This window comes from Streptomyces phaeofaciens (assembly GCF_014648915.1).
GTDB lineage: Bacteria > Actinomycetota > Actinomycetes > Streptomycetales > Streptomycetaceae > Streptomyces > Streptomyces phaeofaciens.
In genome coordinates this window covers 360,072-378,625 of record NZ_BMSA01000001.1, presented here as the reverse complement: position 1 = coordinate 378,625, position 18,554 = coordinate 360,072, and the positions used below count along the sequence as shown (strand labels likewise).

Sequence of the window (18,554 nt, the reverse complement as noted above, 5' to 3'; positions counted from 1 at the left end):
GGCGGGCCTTCCTAGAAGCGGCGGTGGGGGTGGTGGGGTGCGGGCAGGCCGGCGCCGGTCCAGCCGTCGGCGGGCCGGTCGAACCAGAGGTGGACCTGGCCGGTGCCGACGGAGTTCTCGTACTCCCCGTACTGGCGGGCCCGCGCGGTGCAGGCCTGTTCGCCGAGGGCGCCCGCCATCATCAGGTAGTGGAAGAACTTCGCCTCGGGCTTGTGCTTCCAGAACGCGTCCATCGTGTCGAGGACCTTGTCGTGACGGCCCTCCTTGAACCAGGAGATCCGCTCCAGGTCGGCCTCGCGGGCCTCGGGGGTGCGGATGTGCGCCGGGTCGCTGGACTCGTGGTCGCGGATCTCGCGCAGCGGCCAGAAGCTGTGCGACAGGGCGCCCGAGGCGATCAGCAGCACCCGCCGTCCGGGGGTGGCGGCGATGCCGTCCGCGAGGGCGCGCCCGAGGCGCAGATGGTCCTCCATGTCGCCGGTCTGGCAGACCCCGATGGTCACCCACCGCTTGTCGGGCAGCCCCTCGCCGAGGAACTTCCAGAGGTTGACCGTCGCGTAGTAGATCGGCAGGAAGTCGTCCTCGATCGCGGTGATCCAGGTGCCGTGCTTGTCGGCGAACCGCGCCACGTTGTGCGCGAGTTCGGGGTCGCCGGGGAAGTCGTACGGCATCCGGCACATGCCGCGGGGCAGTTCCTCGGAGGTGAACAGACCGGCCCGGCGGTGCTGGGCGGCCACGACGAACTCGACGGTGGTCGCCCAGTGGGAGTCGAGGACGACGACGGTGTCGTACTCGTTGGCGGCACCGCGCGCGAAGACCTCCTCGCGCAGCTGGCGCAGGCCGGTGACGAGGGTGATCTCCTTGCCCTCGTTCAGCTCCCGGCGTGTCTCCTCGGGCAGCACGATGGTGGGGACGTGGGCGAGCAGGCCCGCCCCGACGATCTCACCCATGGTCCTTCCATCCCTTCGGCGCGGTGACGGTGTTCTTCAGGTCGCAGTAGAAGTCGAAGCTCCAGGTCCCGCCCTCGCGGCCGACACCGGAGTGGCGGGAGCCGCCGAAGGGTGCCCGCAGGTCGCGGACGAAGAAGCAGTTGACCCAGACGGTCCCCGCGACGAGCCGGGCGGTGACCCGTTCGGCGCGCTCGCGGTCGCCGGTGGCGAGGGTGGCGGCGAGTCCGAAGCGGGTGTCGTCGGCGAGCCGGACGGCCTCCTCCTCGGTGGTGAAGGTCTGGAGGGTGAGGACCGGCCCGAAGACCTCCTCCTGCACGATCTCCGAGTCCTGGGCGACCTCGGTGAGCAGGGTCGGCGCGTAGTACCGGTCGCCCTCGCGGTGGCCGCCGACGACCGCGCGGGCACCGGCCGCGATCGCCCGCCGCACGAAGCCGTCGATCTTCTCCAGCTGGCGGGGGTGGATGGTGGGCCCGATGTCCGTGGCCTCGTCCCGCGGGTCGCCCTGGCGCAGTCCGGAGGCCTTCTCGACGAACCGGCGGGTGAACTCCTCGGCGATCGGCTCCTCGACGAGGAGGCGGGTGGCGGCGAGGCACACCTGCCCGGCGTTGTCGTACTGCTCCACGGCCAGGTCGACGGCGAGATCGAGGTCGGCGTCCGCGAAGACCAGCAGCGGTGACTTGCCGCCGAGTTCCAGGCTGAGCGGGGTCAGATTCGCGGCCGCCGACGCCGCGATCCGCTTCGCCGTCGGCACGGAGCCGGTGAAGCTGATCCGGCGCACGTCCGGGTGCGAGGTGAGGGCGTCCCCGATCTCCGCACCGTACCCCTGGACGACGTTCAGCACCCCGGCGGGCAGCCCGGCCGCGGCCGCGATGTCGGCCAGCAGGGAGGCGGTCAGCGGGGACCACTCGGCGGGCTTGAGCACCACCGTGTTGCCGGCGGCGAGGGCGGGGGCGACTTTCCAGGTGGCCAGCATCAGCGGCGCGTTCCACGGGGTGATCAGCACGCAGGGGCCCGCCGGGTCCCAGCCGACCCGGTTGGTGTGGCCGCGCGTCTCGAAGTCCTCGTGGTCCAGCGTCAGCAGCCGGTCGGCGAAGAACCGGAAGTTGTGCGCCACGCGGGGCATCACGCCCCGGCGATGGGACCGCAGGAGCGCGCCGTTGTCGTGGGTCTCGACGACGGCGAGGTCTTCGAGCCGCTTCTCGACGCCGTCGGCGATGGCGTGCAGGATGCGGGCGCGTTCGGCGCGGGAGGTGGCGGCCCAGGCGGGAAACGCGGCCTTCGCGGCGGCCACCGCCTGCGCCGCCTCCGTCCCGGTGCCCCGGGAGATCTCACCGAGGGTGCTGCCGTCGATCGGCGAGACGTCGGTGAAGGTGTCGGTGGATGCGACGCGTCGGCCGCCGATCCAGTGCCGGGTGTCGACGGCGACCCCGGCGACGGTGGTGAGGTGGTCGGTCATGTCCGGTCTCCAAGTCCTTTCAGCGGTGCGGGCGTCACTCGGCGCCGGACGTACCGGACTCCAGCAGCCGGCCGCCGTCCCAGACGACGCCGACCTGCCGGTGGTACGCGGCGATGGGCTCGCGGATCTCCAGGCGGGCCAGTTCCTCGGTGGGGGCCTCGAACAGCTCCAGCTCGGCGTCGCCGGCCCACGCCCGGCCGGCCTCGAAGGACGCGGCGCCGGTCTCGATCAGCTCGTCGAGCGCCAGGCCCTTGCCCTTCTCGATCGACGGCAGCCACCGGTGGTGGGCCATGGGGTGGGCGTTGACGAAGCCGTTGGTCTCGGACGGCTCCCGGAGGGTGACCACGGCCTGGGCCAGCCGGCGGTCGGCGGCGGCCAGCGTCGCGCCGAAGCGGGCGCCCGCCTCGATGCGCGGGGCGGGACCATAGGGGTGCGGCCGGGTCTGGTGGATCGAGCCGAGCTTCTTCGGGTAGCCCTGGTGCAGGCCCCGGGCGATGGCGAAGTCCTTGTCGACCCAGATGTACACACAGCGGGAGTACGTCCGCCCCCGGTACTGGCAGCGGACGACCGCGAAGGCCTCCTTGTACTGGGAGAGCACGGGGTCGAGCAGTTCGTCCCCCGACGCCGAGCAGGACTGCCAGTCGGCCCAGATCAGCGCCACCGCGCCGGGGTCTTCGTCGGCCAGTTGCAGGGGCTCGGGCAGCAGTTCACGCACCCGGGCCGGGTCGGTGCGGTACTCGACGGTGAGCAGGTCGCCCGAGTAGCGCCACGGAGGGGACGGGATCAGCGACGAGGCACCGCTCGCCGTCTTGGGGTGGAAGTAACCACGGGGCATGGCGGGTTCCTTACGCGGTGAGGGCCGGCTGCTTCAGCAGCTGGTTGCGGTAGCGGGCGGCGCCCATGACGGCCGCCTGACCGCCGAGCGCGACGACACCCACCAGACGGTCGCCGGTGTGGTAGCCGACCAGGACGTCGCCGTCGGGGTCGCCGTCCAGGACCCGGACGTCGTCCCTGCCGAGCGCCGGCGCGCCGAAGGACTGCAGGCGGAAGTCGTGCTGGTCGCTCCAGAAGGTGGGCAGCGGCGCGAACGGCGCCGGTTCGTCCCGCGTTCCGTGGAGATGGGCGACGAGCGCCCGCGCCGCGTGTTTGGCGGTGTCACCGGGGATCGACCAGTGTTCGACCCGGCGGGGTACGCCGTCGTAGCGGGCGTTGGGGAAGCGGGCCACGTCGCCGACCGCGACGACCTCGGGGCGCCCGCCGGCGCGGAGCAGCTCGTCCGTGCGGACGCCGTCGGTGAGGTCGAGGCCGTTGCCGTCGAGCCATTCGGTGTTGGCGACGGAGCCGACCGACTCGACGACCACGTCGGCGCGCAGGACCCGGCCGTCGGACAGCTCGACGCCGGTGACCCGGTCCTCGCCGGTGAATCCGGCGACCCCGGTGCCGAGGGCGAAGCGCACGCCGCGTTCCTCGTGGCGGCGCAGCAGCGCACGGCCGAGGAGCTCGCCGAGGGGGCCGATCATGGGCAGCGGCAGCGGGTCGACGACGGTGACCTCGCCGGCGCCGAGTCCGACGGCGGTCGCGGCGACCTCGCAGCCGATGAAGCCGGCGCCCACCACGACCACCCGGGCGCCGGGCCGGGTGAGCGCCTCGCGCAGGCCCCGGGCGTCGTCGAGGGTGCGGACGGTGTGCCGGCCGGCCCGCGGTCCGGGGCAGGTCAGGCGGCGGGGACGCATGCCGGTGGCGACGACGAGTCCGTCGTAGGCGAGGACCGAGCCGTCGTCGAGGACGACGGTGCGTTCGGCGAGCCGGGCGGCGACCGCCGTGCGGCCGAGCAGCCACTGCGCGTCGTGGACACTGGCGCGGGGCCGGAAGGCGAGCGAGTCGAAGGGGGCCTGGCCGGCGAGTACCTCCTTGGACAGGGGTGGCCGGTTGTAGGGCATGTGGGGTTCGTCCCCGACGAGGGTGAGCGCCCCGGTCCAGCCCGCCGCGCGCAGTTGTTCGGCGGCGCGCAGACCGGCCATGGAGGCGCCGGCCACGAGGATGCGTCCGGTCATGGGGGTCAGTCCTCGATCCGGATGGCCTGGAGCGGGCAGACGTCGGCGGCTTCCTCGACGTCGTCGCGCAGGGCGTCGTCGGGGTCGGCGACGTACAGCAGCCGGCCGGCGTCGTCCATCGAGAAGACGTCGGGGGCGGCGAAGACGCACTGGCCGTGGTCCTGGCACTTGTTCATGTCGACGACGACCTTCATGGCCGGTCCTCCTGGGGGAACGCGAGCGAAGGGGCGGATGAGGGAGAAGGGCGGGGAACGGGGCCCGGCCGCAAAGGGCCGGGCCCCTGCCAAAGGTGTGCGGCGACCGTGTCGCGGCGGCCGCACACCCAACTCGTTTGGCTTCAAACAACGTAGGCACGCACCGGACCCTGGTCAATAGCTATCCACATGGATAAATTATTGGTCCGGACCCCTTGCGGACCGGACTGCCCCTGCCTACCGTTTGGCGTCAAACAACGGCCCCGGCCGCGTCCCTCCCGGACCCACCGGCCGCCTCACCGCCGTTCTCACACCTTCACGCCACCCGCCTCCCCGGCCGCCCTCCCCGGCGGCCCCGGAGGTGCCCCGCCGTCCCCCGAGGAGACAACGGTGAGCGCTCAAGATCCCGGCAAGAACCCCGCGCAGGACCCGGCAGAGGTCCGCCGCCACATGGAGCAACTCGCCGCCGACGGCATCGACGTCGTCCGGGTGACGTACCCCGACCTCATCGGCACCGAGCGGGCCCGTGACGTGCTGCTCGAGGAGCTCCCCCGGGCCGTGGAGCACGGGCTCGCCTTCTGCCGGGCCGTCTACCACACCAGCCCGCAGGGCGACGTGGTGCCGGTGGCCGGCGGCCTCGACGCGGGCCTGCCCGACATCTGCGTCCGCCCGGACCTGAGCACGCTGGCCGCCCTGCCCTGGGAGCCCGGGGTCGCCACCTGTCTCGCGGAGGTCGTCGACCCGGCCACCGGGGCACCGGCCCCCGAGTCGCCGCGCGACCTGCTCCGGTCCGTCCTCGACCGGTGCGCCGACCACGGGCTGCGGCCGGTCGTCGGCCCGGAGCTGGAGTACTTCCTGTGCGAGCCCGACCCGGCCGGCGGCTGGCGCCGCTACGGCGCGGTCCCCGGCGTCGTCTACACCGCCGGGCTGCGCGCCGACCCCGACAACCACCTCCTGCGCACCCTGCGGCAGGTCCGCGGGCTTGACATCGGCGTGCTCAGCGGGAACCACGAGTTCGACGGCGGGCAGTTCGAGATCAACCTGCTGCACTCCGCGGCGCTGCCGGCCGCCGACCGGGCGTTCCGCTTCAAGTCCGCGATCAAGGAACTGGCCCGGCAGGAGGGCCGGCTCGCCACCTTCATGGCGAAGCCGTTCAACGACGCGGGCGGCTCCGGCTTCCATCTGCACCTGTCGTGCGAGACCACCGACGACCGGGGCGTCCACAACGCCTTCGACGACCCCCGCGGCGCGTACGGCCTGTCGGCGACCGCCCGGCACGCCGTGGCCGGCGTCCTCGCCCACGCCCCGGCGCTCGCCGCGCTGCTCAACCCGACCGTGAACTCGTACAAACGCTTCGGCCCGGACACCCTCGCCCCCTGGCTGATCGACTGGGGGCTGGACAACCGCAGCGCCATGGTCCGCATCCCGCCCGAGCGGGGCTCCGGCGCCCGGCTGGAACTGCGGCTGGCGGACGCGAGCGCCAACCCCTACCTGGCGATCGCCGCGACCGCCGCCGCGGCCCTGCTCGGCGTACTGGCCGGCGAGGAACCGCCGGCCCCGCTGGAGGGCTACGGCTACGACACCACGAAGGCGTCCCTCCTGCCGACCGGCCTGTCCGCCGCGCTGGACGCCCTGGAGGCGGACACCGACCTGGCCGAGCTGCTCGGCAAGGACTTCATCACCTCCTACGTGACCTACAAGCGGGACGAGCTCGAACGCTTCGGGCGGCACGTCACCGACTGGGAGTTCACCGAGTACGCCTACCACCTGTGACCGTTTCCCCCTGATGCCCGGGAGCCCCCGATGACCGAGATCCTCGACCCCGCCGTGAACTCCGCCGCACCCGAGACCTCCGCCGTACCCGAGACCCCCGCGGTGGGCGAGGCCGCCGCGGCGAACGAACCGATGGCGCTCGCGGACGTCGACCTCGCCGACCTCGACCGCTTCACCGACGGGGTCACCCCCTGGCGGATGTTCCACACCCTGCGCCACGAGGACCCGGTGCACTGGCAGCCCGAGGAGGCGCCCAACTCCGGTTTCTGGGCGGTGACCCGGCACGCCGACATCGCCCGCGTGGACCGCGACGCCGAGACCTTCACCTCCACCCGGTTCGTCAACCTGGAGGAGGTCGACGACGACCAGATCAAGAAGCGCGCCTCCATCCTGGAGCTGGACGGCGTCCGCCACCGCGCCCTGCGCAGCGTCATCCAGCGGCAGTTCGGCGCCGGTGTCATCAACAGCTACACCGACTTCCTGCGCGGCCTGACCGCCAAGACCCTGGACGCGGCACTGGCCAAGGGACGGTTCGACTTCGTCGCCGACGTCTCCGCCGACTTCCCCATCAACGTGCTGGCCCGGCTCCTGGACGTGCCGCCGGAGGACAACCAGCGGCTCATCGACTGGGGCAACCGGATCATCGGCAACACCGACCCCGACTACGCCGACGTCCTGCTGCACAGCGCGGAGAGCGAGCGGTACCGCGATCTGCCCTTCCGCTCCCCCGCCTCGCTGGAGGTCTTCGAGTACGGCCGCGACCTGGCCCGAAAGCGGCGCGGCGGCACGGGCACGGATCTGGTGTCGACACTCGTCAACACCGTCCCGCGCGACGGGGTGCCGCTCACCGCGCAGGACTTCGACAACTACTTCCTGCTCCTGGTGGTGGCCGGCAACGAGACCACCCGGCACACCATCACCCACTCCATGCTGGCCCTCCTCCAGCACCCCGAGCAGCTCGCCCGGCTGAGGGACGACCCGACCCTGATCCCGACGGCGGTGGAGGAGTTCCTGCGCTGGGCCTCCCCCGTCTACCACTTCCGCCGGACCGCGACCCGGGACGTGGAGCTGGGCGGCAAGCGGATCAGGGAGGGCGACAAGGTCGTCATGTGGTACGCCTCCGGCAACCGCGACGAGGAGGTCTTCGGCAACCCGTACGACTTCGACGTCACCCGGCAGCACAACGACCACGTGACCTTCGGCAAGGGCAGCCCGCACCTGTGCCTGGGCAACCTGCTGGCCCGTACCGAGATCCGGATCATGTTCGAGGAGCTGATCCCCCGGCTGGCGGACATCCGCCTGGTCGGGGACGTGCCGCGGGTGCGTTCCAACTTCGTCAACGGCATCAAGAAGCTGCCCGTCGAGGTCACCCTGGCCTGAGCCCGACACGGGGGGCACTCAGTTCCCCTCTCAGGGAACTGAGTGCCATGTGCGTGCTACGTTCGCTGCCATGAACAGCTCCAGCAGCAGACCCGAGGCCGCGAAACCGCCGATGCGGGACGCCCTGGTCGCGGCGGCCTTCCAGCTGTTCCTGGAGCGGGGATACGAACAGACCACGGTCGACGACATCGTGGCGCTCGCGGGCGTCGGCCGGCGCTCCTTCTTCCGCTACTTCCCCTCCAAGGAGGACGTGGTCTTCCCCGACCACGAGCGGTGCCTGGCCGACATGACCGCGTTCCTGGCGGCGAGCGAGAAGGACCACGAGCCGGTGCGGCGCGTCTGTGACGCCGCCCGGCTCGTGCTGCTGATGTACGCCGAGAACCCCTCCTTCTCCGTGCAGCGCTACCGGCTCACCAAGAAGGTGCCGGGCCTGCGGGCGTACGAACTGTCGGTGGTGTGGCGCTACGAGCGGGCGCTCGCCGCGTATCTGCGCGGCCGCTTCGCCGACCGGCCCGACGGCGACCTCCGGGCCGACGTGATCGCCGCCGCCGTGGTCGCCGCGCACAACAACGCCCTGCGCTCCTGGCTGCGGTCCGACGGGCAGGGCGACGCGGGCGTGGCGGTGGACCACGCGCTCGGGTATGTGCGGTCGGCGTTCGACTCGGCCCCGGCGGCCCCGCAGCCCCTGCCGGCGCAACCGCCGGCGCCGGCACCGGCGCCGATCGGCGAGCGGCCGGAGGACGTCGTCGTGGTCGTCGCCCGGCGGGGGGCGCCCCTGTGGCGGGTGGTGCAGGAGATCGAGACGACCCTGGCGCAGGACTGAGCGGGCACCCGCACATCTGAGCCCACGCCAGTTTTTAGGGGTACCCGGTGCCTTTACGCGTGGCACTGAGTGCCATACGCTGAGCGCGTGCACGGTGGCACGGCGAACCGGGCACGTGCGTGCACGGGTGAGCCGCGCACGTGGCATTCCGGCCCGGCGCAGGGAGTTGACCAGCGTGTACCACCACTCAGGAAGCACTGTTGTGCAGGCAGCCGGCTCCCTGGCGGGCGTCCTCGACCGCCAGGGCCCGGACTCGGACGCCATCGTCTTCCAGCGCTGCACCTGGTGCGGCACCGCCATGTACCAGCGGCTGCTCTGTCCGGTGTGCCAGGGAAGCGATCTGCGCACCGAGCGCAGCGAGGGCACCGGCACGGTCCGGCACGCCACGGTGGTGCACCGCAACACCCCCTCCGCGCGCAATGTGTCCCTGGTCGAGATGGCCGAGGGGTTCGTGGTGCGCGGCCGGGTCATGGGCCCGCTCATCGGCATCCACAGCGGCGACCGCGTCCGGTTGTCCACGGTCAAGGACCCGGTACGGGGCGAGCCTGTCTTCCAGCTGGTCGACGAGCCGTACCGGGCGTGGCGCTGACGGCGCATCGGCACTCCGGCACGTAGACCGGGAGAGCCGTGGGCCAGGGGCCGGGGGTGAACTCCGCTCCCGGTTCGGCGGTGCCGTCCCGGGTGACCGGAATCTTGTCCCGAACGGGCAGAGTCCCCGGGCACAGGCAACCCACAGCCGCCGTTTCGCTTCCTCCGGGGAGTGAGGGGCTCCCGGTACGGACGGGACCCCCGCGCTCCAAGCGTGAGGAGGGGACCCTTGACCCATGCCCGGCGAACAGGTGTCACCGCCGTGGCCGTGCTCGCGGCACTGGTGGGATTACCGGGAGCGGCTCAGGCCCAACAGCCGCCCGCGGCAGCGGTATCGGCGGCGGATTCCGACAGCGGGCTGCCACCGGGCTGGCGCCTGGCGGGCGACGGCACCGCGCGTGAGCTGGTCTGGCGGTCGGACACCCCCGTGCCCATGGGGGACGCCCGGGTCGAGTTCCACGCGGCGGGACGGCTGCTCGGTGTGCCGGAGCCCGGCACGGACGGTCGCACGTTCCGGCTCGCCCTGGACCGGACCGCACCGCTGACGGACCTCCAGGTCCTCGCGGGCGGACGCCGGCTGGACGCGCCCGCCGTCGACTCCGGCCGCGCACCGCGGAACGCGCTGACCGCGGCCCCGCTTTCCGGCCGGCCCCCGGCGAACCCCGTGGACCCCGGCAGGCCGGGCGCGTACCGCACGGTCACCGGCGAGTACGACCTCGACCCGGTGAAGCTGCCCGGCTTCCCCGCACCGGTCGAGATGCAGGCCGTCGTCGTCGCGCCCGAGGGCGCCACCGGCAAGCGGCCGCTCGCGCTGTTCCTGCACGGCCGGCACACCACCTGCTACAAGCCGGGCGCCGACGACGCCACCGGCGACTGGCCCTGCCCGGCCGACATGAAGTCGATCCCCAGCTACCGCGGCTACCTCCAGGACCAGAAGCTCCTCGCCTCGCAGGGCTATGTCACGGTCTCCATCTCCGCGAACGGCATCAACGGCCAGGACTGGGCCGCCGAGGACGGCGGCGCGCAGGCCCGTTCCTCGCTGGTGCGCCGGCACCTCGCGCAGTGGGCCGGCTGGTCGGCGAACCCGGCCACGGCCCCGGCGGTCGTGCACGACGCGCCGAGGGCCGATCTCTCCCGGGTCCTGCTCGTGGGCCACTCGCGCGGCGGCGAGGGCGTCAACCGCGCCGCCCTGGACAGCCTCTACCCGCCGCCCGCGGCGCAGGACGGCTACCGGGGACCGGTCCGCTGGAAGATCCGCGGCACCGTCCTCGTCGGACCGACGATCTTCGGCCACAATCCGGTCGCCGACGTACCGTCCGCGGCGATCCTGCCGGGCTGCGACGGTGACGTCTCCGACCTCGAGGGCGAGGTGTTCGTCGACGGCACCCGCGGTGTCAGCCGGGGCACCGCCCTGCACAGCGCGGTGTACGTGGTCGGCGCCAATCACAACTTCTTCAACACCGAGTGGACGCCCGGCAAGGCGGTGGCCCCCTCCTTCGACGACTTCTGGGAGGACGACGAGAGCCGGCCGGACCCGGTGTGCTCGACGAGCGCCCCCACCCGGCTGACCGCCGATCAGCAGCACAGGGCCGGCGCCACCTACATAGCCGCGGCGGCCCGGCTGTTCGTCGCCAGTGACGACCGGGTCCGCCCGCTGCTCGACGGGACCGGCAGGCGCGCCCGCTCCGCCGACCCGGCCCGGGTCCTGACGCACGCCGTCGGCGCCCGCCGCACGGGCGGCTTCCTGCCGGACGGCGGTGTGAAGGTGACCGGCGGCCGGGTGTGCTGGTCGGACCCCGACCCGGCGAAGGCCTGCCTGAACACCGAGAGCGGCGGAAGGTCACCGCACTTCGGGTGGTGGGCCCTGGAGCGGGACACCGGCGTCAGCGCGGTCGCCATGCAGTGGTCCGCGCCCGGCACCCCCACGAAGATCACTTCCACCGCGCCCGTCTCCCTGTCCGGCGCCAAGAGCCTGGCACTGCGCGTGTTCGTGCCGCCGAACACCACCGGCACCGGGCTGGACGTGACGGTCACCGACTCCGCCGGCCGCCGCGCGAAGCTGGGCCGGGTCGAGGCCGACGGGCTGCCCGGTTCGGAGCGCACCGCCTCCTACTGGGCCCGCGAGCTGCGCGTCCCGCTGACCGCCGCCACCCGCGCCGGGCTCGACCTCGGGCACGTGAAGTCCCTTGAGCTGACCCCGCGTTCGGGGGCCGGGCGGGCCTGGTTCATGGACGCCTGGGGCTGGTCCCCCGGTACCCCGGCGGTGCGGGCCGCGACGCTGCCGCGCGTCGACATCGGCCGGCTCACGGTCAAGGAGGGCGACTCCGGCACCCGCACCTACCACGTCCCGGTCACGGTGTCCGGGCACGGCAGCGGCACGGTCCGCTTCTACGTCGTCGACCCGGAGACCGGCACGGCGAAGGAGAAAGTGGTCCGGGTACGGCCCGGCGTCTCCCCGATCGACGTACCGGTCGAGGTGAAGGGCGACACCCGCTTCGGCTACGGCAAGCAGCAGGACCTGCTGGTGAAGGCCGTGCGCGGCGCGGTCGTCGGCTCCGCCCAGGGCGGGGTCACGGCGGAGGAGGACGACCCGGCACCGAAGGTCGCCCTGACGCCGGTCGCCGACAAGGTGACCGAGGGCGAGTCGCTGACCTGGCGGATCTCCCTCTCCGAGCCCGCCGACGTGGAGATCTCACAGCCGGTCAGGGTCTTCCCGGCCGCCGAGGGCGCGGAGCTGTCCACCAAGGACGTGGATCCGCAGTGGCTCGCGGACCTCTCCGGTGTCTCGCCCGACCCGGAGCGCCCGCTGTCCGAGGCGAGCCTGTGGGTGTGGATGAGCATCCCGGCCGGGGCCACGACCGTCGACTTCACCGTGCCGACGGTGAAGGACCGGGTGACCGAGCCGGCCGAGTCGACGCGGCTCGCGCTCACCGACGACAGCGGCGATCCGCTGCCGGACCACCCGGTACTGACGGGGACGGTCGTGGACGCGCCGTAGTCCGTACGGCACGAGGGGGGCGTGGGCCGACCGGTCCACGCCCCCTGTGCGTCCTCACAGCGTGACGCGGATCCCGATGGTCCCGTCCAGGCCCCGGCGCATCCGGCTGCCCAGCAGGGTGAGCCGGCCGACGAGACCGTACTTGCGGGCGATCAGCGTGCGGTAGCGGGCGGTGGTCTGCGCGTCGCAGATCTCGGCGGTGGCCGGGATCTGCTCGCCGGTCGGGTTGCCGCGGACGTCGCAGGGTCCGACGAGGACGTCCCCGCGGGCCCTGATCCGCTTCACCTTCCAGGAGTCGGCGGCCGACCAGGCACCGAGCGCGTCCCCGTCGCGCACCACCCAGACGGGCGTCGCGACTCCCGTTCCGTTCTTCCGATAGCTCGTGATCAGCAGGTACTTGCCTGCCGCCAGCCGGTCGAGCGACTTCTCATCCATGTCCGCAGTCTAGGCAGCGGCCGGGCGGGGACCCGGCTCGTGGGGCGGCCGGTCCAGGGCGGCCGCCATCCTGCGCACGCCCTCGGTGAGGATCTCCGGCGAGGTGGCCAGATTCAGCCGTACGTGCCCGGCTCCGCCGGTGCCGAACAGCGGGCCCGAGCTGAGCGCCACCCGCCCCCGCTCCAGGAAGACCTCGGCCGGATCGTCGCCGAGCCCGAGGGAACGGCAGTCCAGCCAGGCCAGATACGTGGCCCCGCCCGGCCGGTACCGGACCTCGGGCAGTGACGCGGCCAGCAGGTCGGCGAGCAGCCGGCGGTTGGCGTCGAGGCCGGCCAGCAGGGCGTCCAGCCAGGCGGTGCCGTCGCGCAGTGCGGCGGCGTGGGCGAGGACGCCGACATGGCTCGGGCCGTGCGAGACCTCCTCCGGCAGCAGGGCCAGATCGGCGGCCGCCCCGGGGCCCGCGACGGCCAGGGCGGCCTTGAGCCCGGCCAGGTTCCAGGCCTTCGACGCCGACATCAGGGACAGGCCGTTCTCCGCGCCGGGCACGCTCAGGTACGGCACGAAGTCAACGCCGGCCGCGGTGAGCGGGGCATGGATCTCGTCGACGACGACCCGGACGCCGTACCGCTCCGCGAGCGCGGCGACCGCCGACAGTTCCTCGGCGGTGTGCACGGTCCCGGTCGGGTTGTGCGGGCTGCACAGCAGATGCGCGGCGCGTCCGCCGCCCGCGACGGCACGCCGGTAGGCCCGCTCCAGCACGTCGAGGTCGAGCCGCCCGTCGGTGTCCAGCGGCGCCTCGGCGATCCGGCGGTCCAGGTGGGTGACGAACGGGAAGAACGGCGGGTACACAGGCGGGTTGACGATCACCGGGTCCCCGGGTCCGGTCACCAGCTTGAGCATCTCGACGACGCCCAGCATCACATCGGGCACGATCGCGGTCCGCTCGACCGCGATCCCGTGCCGGCCCCACCGCTTGGCGGCGAACCCGGCCAGTGCCTCCGCGTAGCCGGTTCCGGCCGGGTAACCGGTGTCGCCGAGCGCGAGCGCGTCGGTGACCGCGCGGACGACGGGCTCGGCGAGCGGCACGTCCATCTCCGCGACCCACAGCGGAAGGACGTCGTCCGGGTAGGTGCGCCATTTCATGCTCGTACGACATCGGAGGCGGTCGAGGGTGAGGGCGTGCAACGGATTCGGTTCACCGGACGTCTCGTGCGGGATCCTGGTCATGGGGCACAAGATAGGGGGCTGATGCGTGACCTGGGATCACGTGAACGGGACATCCGTGGAAGCGGCCTGCGACGAGTCCGGATCGGACGGCGAGAATCTCACCCGCGGGAACACGGATGTGTTCGCGCACGCCAGTGTGGTGCTGCCGATGGAATCCGCGGCCGGGCACATCCGGGAGATTCGCGACCGGATCCGTTCTCCCGCCGAGGAATACAAGGCGAACCATCTGTTGCGGGAGAAACACCGGGCGGTCCTGGAATGGCTGCTCTCCGTGTCCGGACCGCTGTACGGGCAGGCTCATGTGCATCTGGTCGAGAAGGCGTTCTTCTTGGTGGACCGGACCGCCGACCTGCTGCTCGACGATCCGGGAACGGCACTTTCCCTCTACCGCAGCAGACGGGCGACGTTCTCGGCGGAGGAATGGCGGGAATTCCTCACGGCGGCCAACCGGCTGCTGTGGATACGCGTCGACGAGGCGGCGGGGGAACCGGTCGAGGCGTTCTTCCACCACATCGACAGGCTGCGGCGGGCGTATTCCGGGACGCCGGCGGCGGACCTTCTGGAGCGATTCACGCAGGGCCGGGAGCGGGCGCATTCCTACCGGGCGGCCATCCTGGGTGGCCGGGCTCCGCTCATTCCGGTTCTCAATCCTTTGCCGTCGTCGATTCTGCGCACGGCCGCGCACTGGAGCGGCGGCGGACGTCCGGTCCGGCTGGCGCACGACCGGCAGAACATGCTCACCCCGGAGCGGATCGCCTGGATCGAGGACACGGCACGGCGGCGGGGCATCGGGCTCACCGGGCTGCGGCTGGTCGTGGCGGGGTCCGACGCGCGGGTGCAGCTCGCCGACTTCCTCGCCGGGATCGCGCGCCGGTTCGCCTCGGACGAGCTGAACGGCCGCGGCGACCCGGCGCTGACCGCGCTGCTGCGCCCGTACACCGGCGAGTCGGCCGTCTGGGGCGACGAGGGCAGCCGGGCTCGGCTCGGCGCGGTGGCGGAACCGGACAACGTCGGCACCGGCCCTGCGGGATGCTCCACAGAGGTCAACTCGGCGTTCTAGATTGCTCGTTGAGCGAGCCTCCCGGCCGCCCCCTTCCTCCGCCCCTTCCTCAGGAGCCGACCCGTGACCGAGACCCCGCAGGCCGTCCGCGCGGCCGCACAGGATCCGAACCGCCGTATCGACACCACCCAGCCGCACACCGCCCGTATCTGGAACTACTGGCTGGGCGGCAAGGACAACTACGAGGTCGACCGCGCGACCGGCGACCGGATCCGGCAACTGCACCCGGGCATCGGCGAGTACGCCCGCGCCGACCGGCTCTTCCTGGGCCGCGCCGTGGAACACCTGGTGACCGAGGCCGGGTTACGCCAGTTCCTCGACATCGGCACCGGGCTGCCGACCGCGGACAACACGCACGAGGTGGCGCAGCGGTTCGCCCCGGACGCCCGGATCGTGTACGTCGACAACGACCCGCTGGTGCTGGCACACGCCCGTGCCCTGCTCAGCAGCACGCCGCAGGGCCGTACCGACTACCTCGACGAGGATCTGCGCAACGTGGACTCGATCCTCGAACACGCGGCGAAGACGCTGGACCTCGACGAGCCGGTGGCGTTGATGCTGCTCGGCGTGGTCATCTTCATCGGCGAGGACGAGGACCCCTACGCTCTGGTGCGCCGGCTGATGGAGCGGTTGCCGTCGGGCAGTCATCTGGTGCTGTCGCACACCGTGACCAGCCCGGCGATGCCGGACGTCGACGAGGCCGTGCGGTTCTGGAACGAGCACGGCACACCGAAGCTGACCCAGCGCGCTCCCGGGGACGTCGCCCGCTTCTTCGACGGCCTGGACCTGCTGGATCCCGGCGTAGTGTCGTGCTCGCGCTGGCGCCCGGCGCCGGCCGGCCAAGAGCCCGATGAGGTCGCGATGTTCGGCGCGGTGGCGCGCAAGCGCTGAGCCGGCCGCGGGGGCGGCGAGGGGATCGCATCCGGACTGAACGCGTCGGGGTCCCGGCACGTATGGAGATGAGGGCACTCGACGACCGGAGGGCCCTGCGGCGTTGAGCCGTGCGTTCGGGGTTCGGGAGCCATGACATGAGGCATGTACGACGACGGATCGTCAGGCGAGTGACACGGCTGGCGGCCGTCGGCGGACTCCTCCTCGGAGGGGTCATGGTCACGCAGGCCGCCATGGCGAGCGAACCACCCGCCGCGGGGGCGACGACACGTGCGGACTCCGACGACGCGGTGGTGACGAACCCCGGGGCGGCCCTGGTCGAGAAGCTCGGCACCGCGCGCACGGCCGGGACCTGGATCGGTGACGACGGGAAGCCGGTCGTCGCGGTCACCGACGAGGAGACGGCCGCCGCCGTGCGTGAGGCGGGCGTGACGGCGAAGGTCGTCGGGCACAGCATGAACGAGTTGAGGACCGCCACGAAGACACTGAAATCCGCCCCGAAGGTGCCGGGAACGGCGTGGGTGCTGGACTACAAGACCAACCAGGTCGTCGTGCAGGGCGACAGCACGGTGTCGGCCTCCGACTGGTCGGGGATGACCCGGACCGCGGCGGGCATCGGCAGCTTCGTCCGGATGGAGCGCACCGAGGGCACGTTCACCACCCGTCTCAACGGGGCGCTGCCGATCCTGTCGACCGCAGGGCGCTGCTCGGCCGGCTTCAACGTGACCAACGGGACGAGCGACTTCATCCTCACCGCCGGACACTGCGGGCCCAACGAGTCGACGTGGTTCGCCGACAACCAGGGCAAGCAGGAGGTGGGCACCACGGTCGTCTCCACCTTCCCGGTCAGTGACTTCTCCCTCGTCCAGTACGCCGACGGCGAGGCCGGCGACGGGGCCGACATCGTGGCCGTCGGCGGCGGCAACGGGGTGCGCATCACGGGCACCGGTGACGCGGCCGTCGGCCAGCGGGTGTTCCGCAGCGGCAGCACCAGCGGACTGCGTGACGGCGAGGTCACCGGACTGGACGCGACGGTCAACTACCCGGAGGGCACGGTCAGCGGGCTCATCGAGACGAACGTGTGCGCCGAACCGGGCGACAGCGGCGGCCCGATGTTCTCCGAGGGCATCGCCCTGGGCATCACCTCGGGCGGCAGCGGCGACTGCACGACGGGCGGGACGACGTTCTTCCAGCCGGTGACGCGCGCGCTGGCGCAGCTCAACGTGCAGCTGATCGTGGCCGCGCCGTCGGACAACGCCGGGCAGGGCGGTGGGGCCGCGGCCTCCGGCGCCCCCGAGCCGTCCCTCTCGCCCACCCAGGCCGCGAGCGCCCCGGGTACCACCTCGCCGGGCTCGACCACTCCCGTGACCGGCGGCGGTGGCGCGACCCTGGCGTCCCGGCTCACCGACCCCCGGAACATCGGCCCCGGTCTGCTGGTCATCGCCGGCAGCATGGTCGCCCTGGTCGCGACCCGGTACATCCGGGCGGAGCAGGACCGCAAGGCGTACCGGGACTACTACTCGGCGACCTGGGGATGAGCCGGACAGCGAAAAGGGCACCCGGTCCGGGTGCCCGCTTCGGCTGGAGAGGAACGGCGGTCCTCGGGGAGCGTCAGGCCGCGTTCGCCTTCTGGGGGGCCGCTGCGGCCCACTCCAGGACGAGCCGCTGATACTCCGCACGCTGCTCGACGCTCAGTGTCCCGCCCGACCGGAACCACAGGGCCCGGATCTCCTCGTTGACCTCCGCGGCCGATCGCTCGGAGAGGGGTTCAACAGTGGTGGACATGGTGTGAATCTTACGATGTCGGAGGTGAAGGCGCCGTGAGTAATCGGGAACAAGGCGGACATAACGGACCGTGTTACTGATCACGTCCATCTGTCAAGAGCGGCCGGTGAATTCGCCTCGGCGACCGGCCGCCCGACGTGCCCCCGGGGCCGCTCAGGTACCCGGCTTGCGGCCGTAGACGAAGACGTCGTCGCCGGTCTTCAGCAGGGACCAGTACTTCTTGGCGGTGGTCTTGGTCATGTTGACGCAGCCGTGCGAGCCCGGCGGGTTCCACATGCTGACGCCCACCGAGTGGAAGGCCTGCCCGCCGTCGAAGAACTGGCTGTACGGCATGGGCACGTTGTAGATGCTCGACACATGGTCGATGTGCCGCCAGTAGATCTTCTTCAGGCCGGTGCGGGTCTCGTACCCGTCACGGCCGGTGCGGACGGGGACGGGCCCGTAGACGAGCCGGCTGCCGTCCTGGATCCAGCTGATCTGGAGGGTGAGGTTCACACAGGCGATGCGGCCCTTGTTGGTCGGGCACTTGCGGTCCCGGTTGGGATTGCTGCCCACCGCCTTCTGCTTGTTCATGAGATCCATCACACCCCAGGTGACGGACCCGGCGTAGCCGATGTTCGGGGTGATGCCGTGCTTGGTCTGGAAGGCCTGGATGGCCTTGCAGTCGGTGGTCGACTGCCTGCCGTCCACCGGCCGGCCGAGGAACTTCTCGACCTGCTTCTGATAGGGGCCGGCCTGGGTGGTGCAGCTCGCGGCCTGGGCCGGCGCGGCGCCCATGGCGAGCGTCAGCGGTGCCAGCAGCCCCGTGACCCCGAGTACGACGGCTCCTCGTCTGCGTATGTCCCCCATGGCCCTGCCCTCTTTCCGGCGCGATTGTGGCGATCTCCCCCTGGTAGACCACCGTGCTCGCGCATCGGTTGTAGGCCCGCCCGGGCTGTGACGA

The 18,554-nt window shown here is 72.2% G+C and carries 17 protein-coding genes; 8 read left to right on the top strand and 9 right to left on the bottom strand.

Annotation, left to right across the window (positions count from 1 at the left end; genetic code table 11):
• Positions 1-11 precede the first annotated feature (11 nt).
• The 5 genes from IE275_RS01670 to IE275_RS01650 are packed head-to-tail and all read right to left on the bottom strand — an operon-like array spanning position 12 to position 4,651.
• Positions 12-947 (bottom strand): 3,4-dihydroxyphenylacetate 2,3-dioxygenase, encoded by a 936-nt coding sequence (locus tag IE275_RS01670; RefSeq protein WP_189706643.1) that lies wholly within the window; start codon positions 945-947, stop codon positions 12-14.
• Positions 940-2,403 (bottom strand): aldehyde dehydrogenase, encoded by a 1,464-nt coding sequence (locus IE275_RS01665; protein ID WP_189706641.1) that lies wholly within the window; start codon positions 2,401-2,403, stop codon positions 940-942. Before IE275_RS01665 ends, IE275_RS01670 begins: the two co-directional genes overlap by 8 nt.
• A gap of 34 nt (positions 2,404-2,437) precedes the next feature.
• A complete protein-coding gene (locus IE275_RS01660; protein ID WP_189706639.1) occupies positions 2,438-3,238 on the bottom strand; it encodes an acetoacetate decarboxylase family protein in 801 nt (266 codons plus the stop codon).
• Positions 3,239-3,248: 10 nt separating this feature from the next.
• Positions 3,249-4,457, bottom strand: coding sequence for an NAD(P)/FAD-dependent oxidoreductase (locus IE275_RS01655; protein ID WP_189706637.1), 1,209 nt, complete (start codon positions 4,455-4,457; stop codon positions 3,249-3,251).
• A 5-nt stretch (positions 4,458-4,462) separates the two neighbouring features.
• The gene (locus tag IE275_RS01650) at positions 4,463-4,651 is read right to left on the bottom strand and encodes a ferredoxin (RefSeq protein WP_189706635.1); all 189 of its coding nucleotides are present in this window, start codon (positions 4,649-4,651) and stop codon (positions 4,463-4,465) included.
• A gap of 450 nt (positions 4,652-5,101) precedes the next feature.
• On the opposite strand from IE275_RS01650, the gene IE275_RS01645 reads away from it, so the two are divergent.
• From IE275_RS01645 to IE275_RS01625, 5 genes are all read left to right on the top strand, one after another.
• The gene (locus IE275_RS01645; protein WP_189707352.1) at positions 5,102-6,424 is read left to right on the top strand and encodes a glutamine synthetase family protein; all 1,323 of its coding nucleotides are present in this window, start codon (positions 5,102-5,104) and stop codon (positions 6,422-6,424) included.
• Between the two features lie 132 nt (positions 6,425-6,556).
• A complete protein-coding gene (locus IE275_RS01640; protein WP_189707350.1) occupies positions 6,557-7,804 on the top strand; it encodes a cytochrome P450 in 1,248 nt (415 codons plus the stop codon).
• 112 nt (positions 7,805-7,916) lie between these two features.
• Entirely contained in the window at positions 7,917-8,627 is a 711-nt protein-coding gene (locus IE275_RS01635) for a TetR family transcriptional regulator (protein ID WP_189707348.1), read from the top strand.
• A gap of 175 nt (positions 8,628-8,802) precedes the next feature.
• Complete coding sequence (locus tag IE275_RS01630; protein WP_189706633.1) at positions 8,803-9,216, top strand: Zn-ribbon domain-containing OB-fold protein; 414 nt, start codon at positions 8,803-8,805, stop codon at positions 9,214-9,216.
• A 228-nt stretch (positions 9,217-9,444) separates the two neighbouring features.
• Positions 9,445-12,213, top strand: a complete 2,769-nt coding sequence (locus IE275_RS01625) for an alpha/beta hydrolase family protein (RefSeq protein WP_189706631.1) — start codon at positions 9,445-9,447, stop codon at positions 12,211-12,213.
• Between the two features lie 54 nt (positions 12,214-12,267).
• On the opposite strand, the gene IE275_RS01620 is transcribed toward IE275_RS01625, so the two are convergent.
• Positions 12,268-12,648 carry a PPOX class F420-dependent oxidoreductase gene (locus tag IE275_RS01620; protein ID WP_189706629.1) on the bottom strand — a complete coding sequence of 127 codons (381 nt, stop codon included), beginning with the start codon at positions 12,646-12,648 and terminating at the stop codon, positions 12,268-12,270.
• Positions 12,649-12,657: 9 nt separating this feature from the next.
• The gene (locus tag IE275_RS01615; protein ID WP_189706627.1) at positions 12,658-13,875 is read right to left on the bottom strand and encodes a MalY/PatB family protein; all 1,218 of its coding nucleotides are present in this window, start codon (positions 13,873-13,875) and stop codon (positions 12,658-12,660) included.
• Positions 13,876-13,900: 25 nt separating this feature from the next.
• Here IE275_RS01615 and IE275_RS01610 point away from each other — a divergent pair, with 25 nt between their 5' ends.
• The 3 genes from IE275_RS01610 (at position 13,901) to IE275_RS01600 (ending at position 17,364) form a co-directional block, all read left to right on the top strand.
• Entirely contained in the window at positions 13,901-14,935 is a 1,035-nt protein-coding gene (locus IE275_RS01610) for a hypothetical protein (RefSeq protein WP_189706625.1), read from the top strand.
• Positions 14,936-14,998: 63 nt separating this feature from the next.
• Positions 14,999-15,826 carry an SAM-dependent methyltransferase gene (locus IE275_RS01605; RefSeq protein ID WP_189706623.1) on the top strand — a complete coding sequence of 276 codons (828 nt, stop codon included), beginning with the start codon at positions 14,999-15,001 and terminating at the stop codon, positions 15,824-15,826.
• Between the two features lie 137 nt (positions 15,827-15,963).
• The gene (locus IE275_RS01600; protein ID WP_189706622.1) at positions 15,964-17,364 is read left to right on the top strand and encodes a S1 family peptidase; all 1,401 of its coding nucleotides are present in this window, start codon (positions 15,964-15,966) and stop codon (positions 17,362-17,364) included.
• Between the two features lie 73 nt (positions 17,365-17,437).
• On the opposite strand, the gene IE275_RS01595 is transcribed toward IE275_RS01600, so the two are convergent.
• Both IE275_RS01595 and IE275_RS01590 read right to left on the bottom strand, forming a co-directional pair.
• Positions 17,438-17,611 carry a hypothetical protein gene (locus IE275_RS01595; RefSeq protein ID WP_189706620.1) on the bottom strand — a complete coding sequence of 58 codons (174 nt, stop codon included), beginning with the start codon at positions 17,609-17,611 and terminating at the stop codon, positions 17,438-17,440.
• A 153-nt stretch (positions 17,612-17,764) separates the two neighbouring features.
• Positions 17,765-18,460: a L,D-transpeptidase family protein gene (locus tag IE275_RS01590; protein ID WP_189706618.1), complete on the bottom strand. Its 696-nt coding sequence runs from the start codon at positions 18,458-18,460 to the stop codon at positions 17,765-17,767.
• Positions 18,461-18,554: the final 94 nt, after the last annotated feature.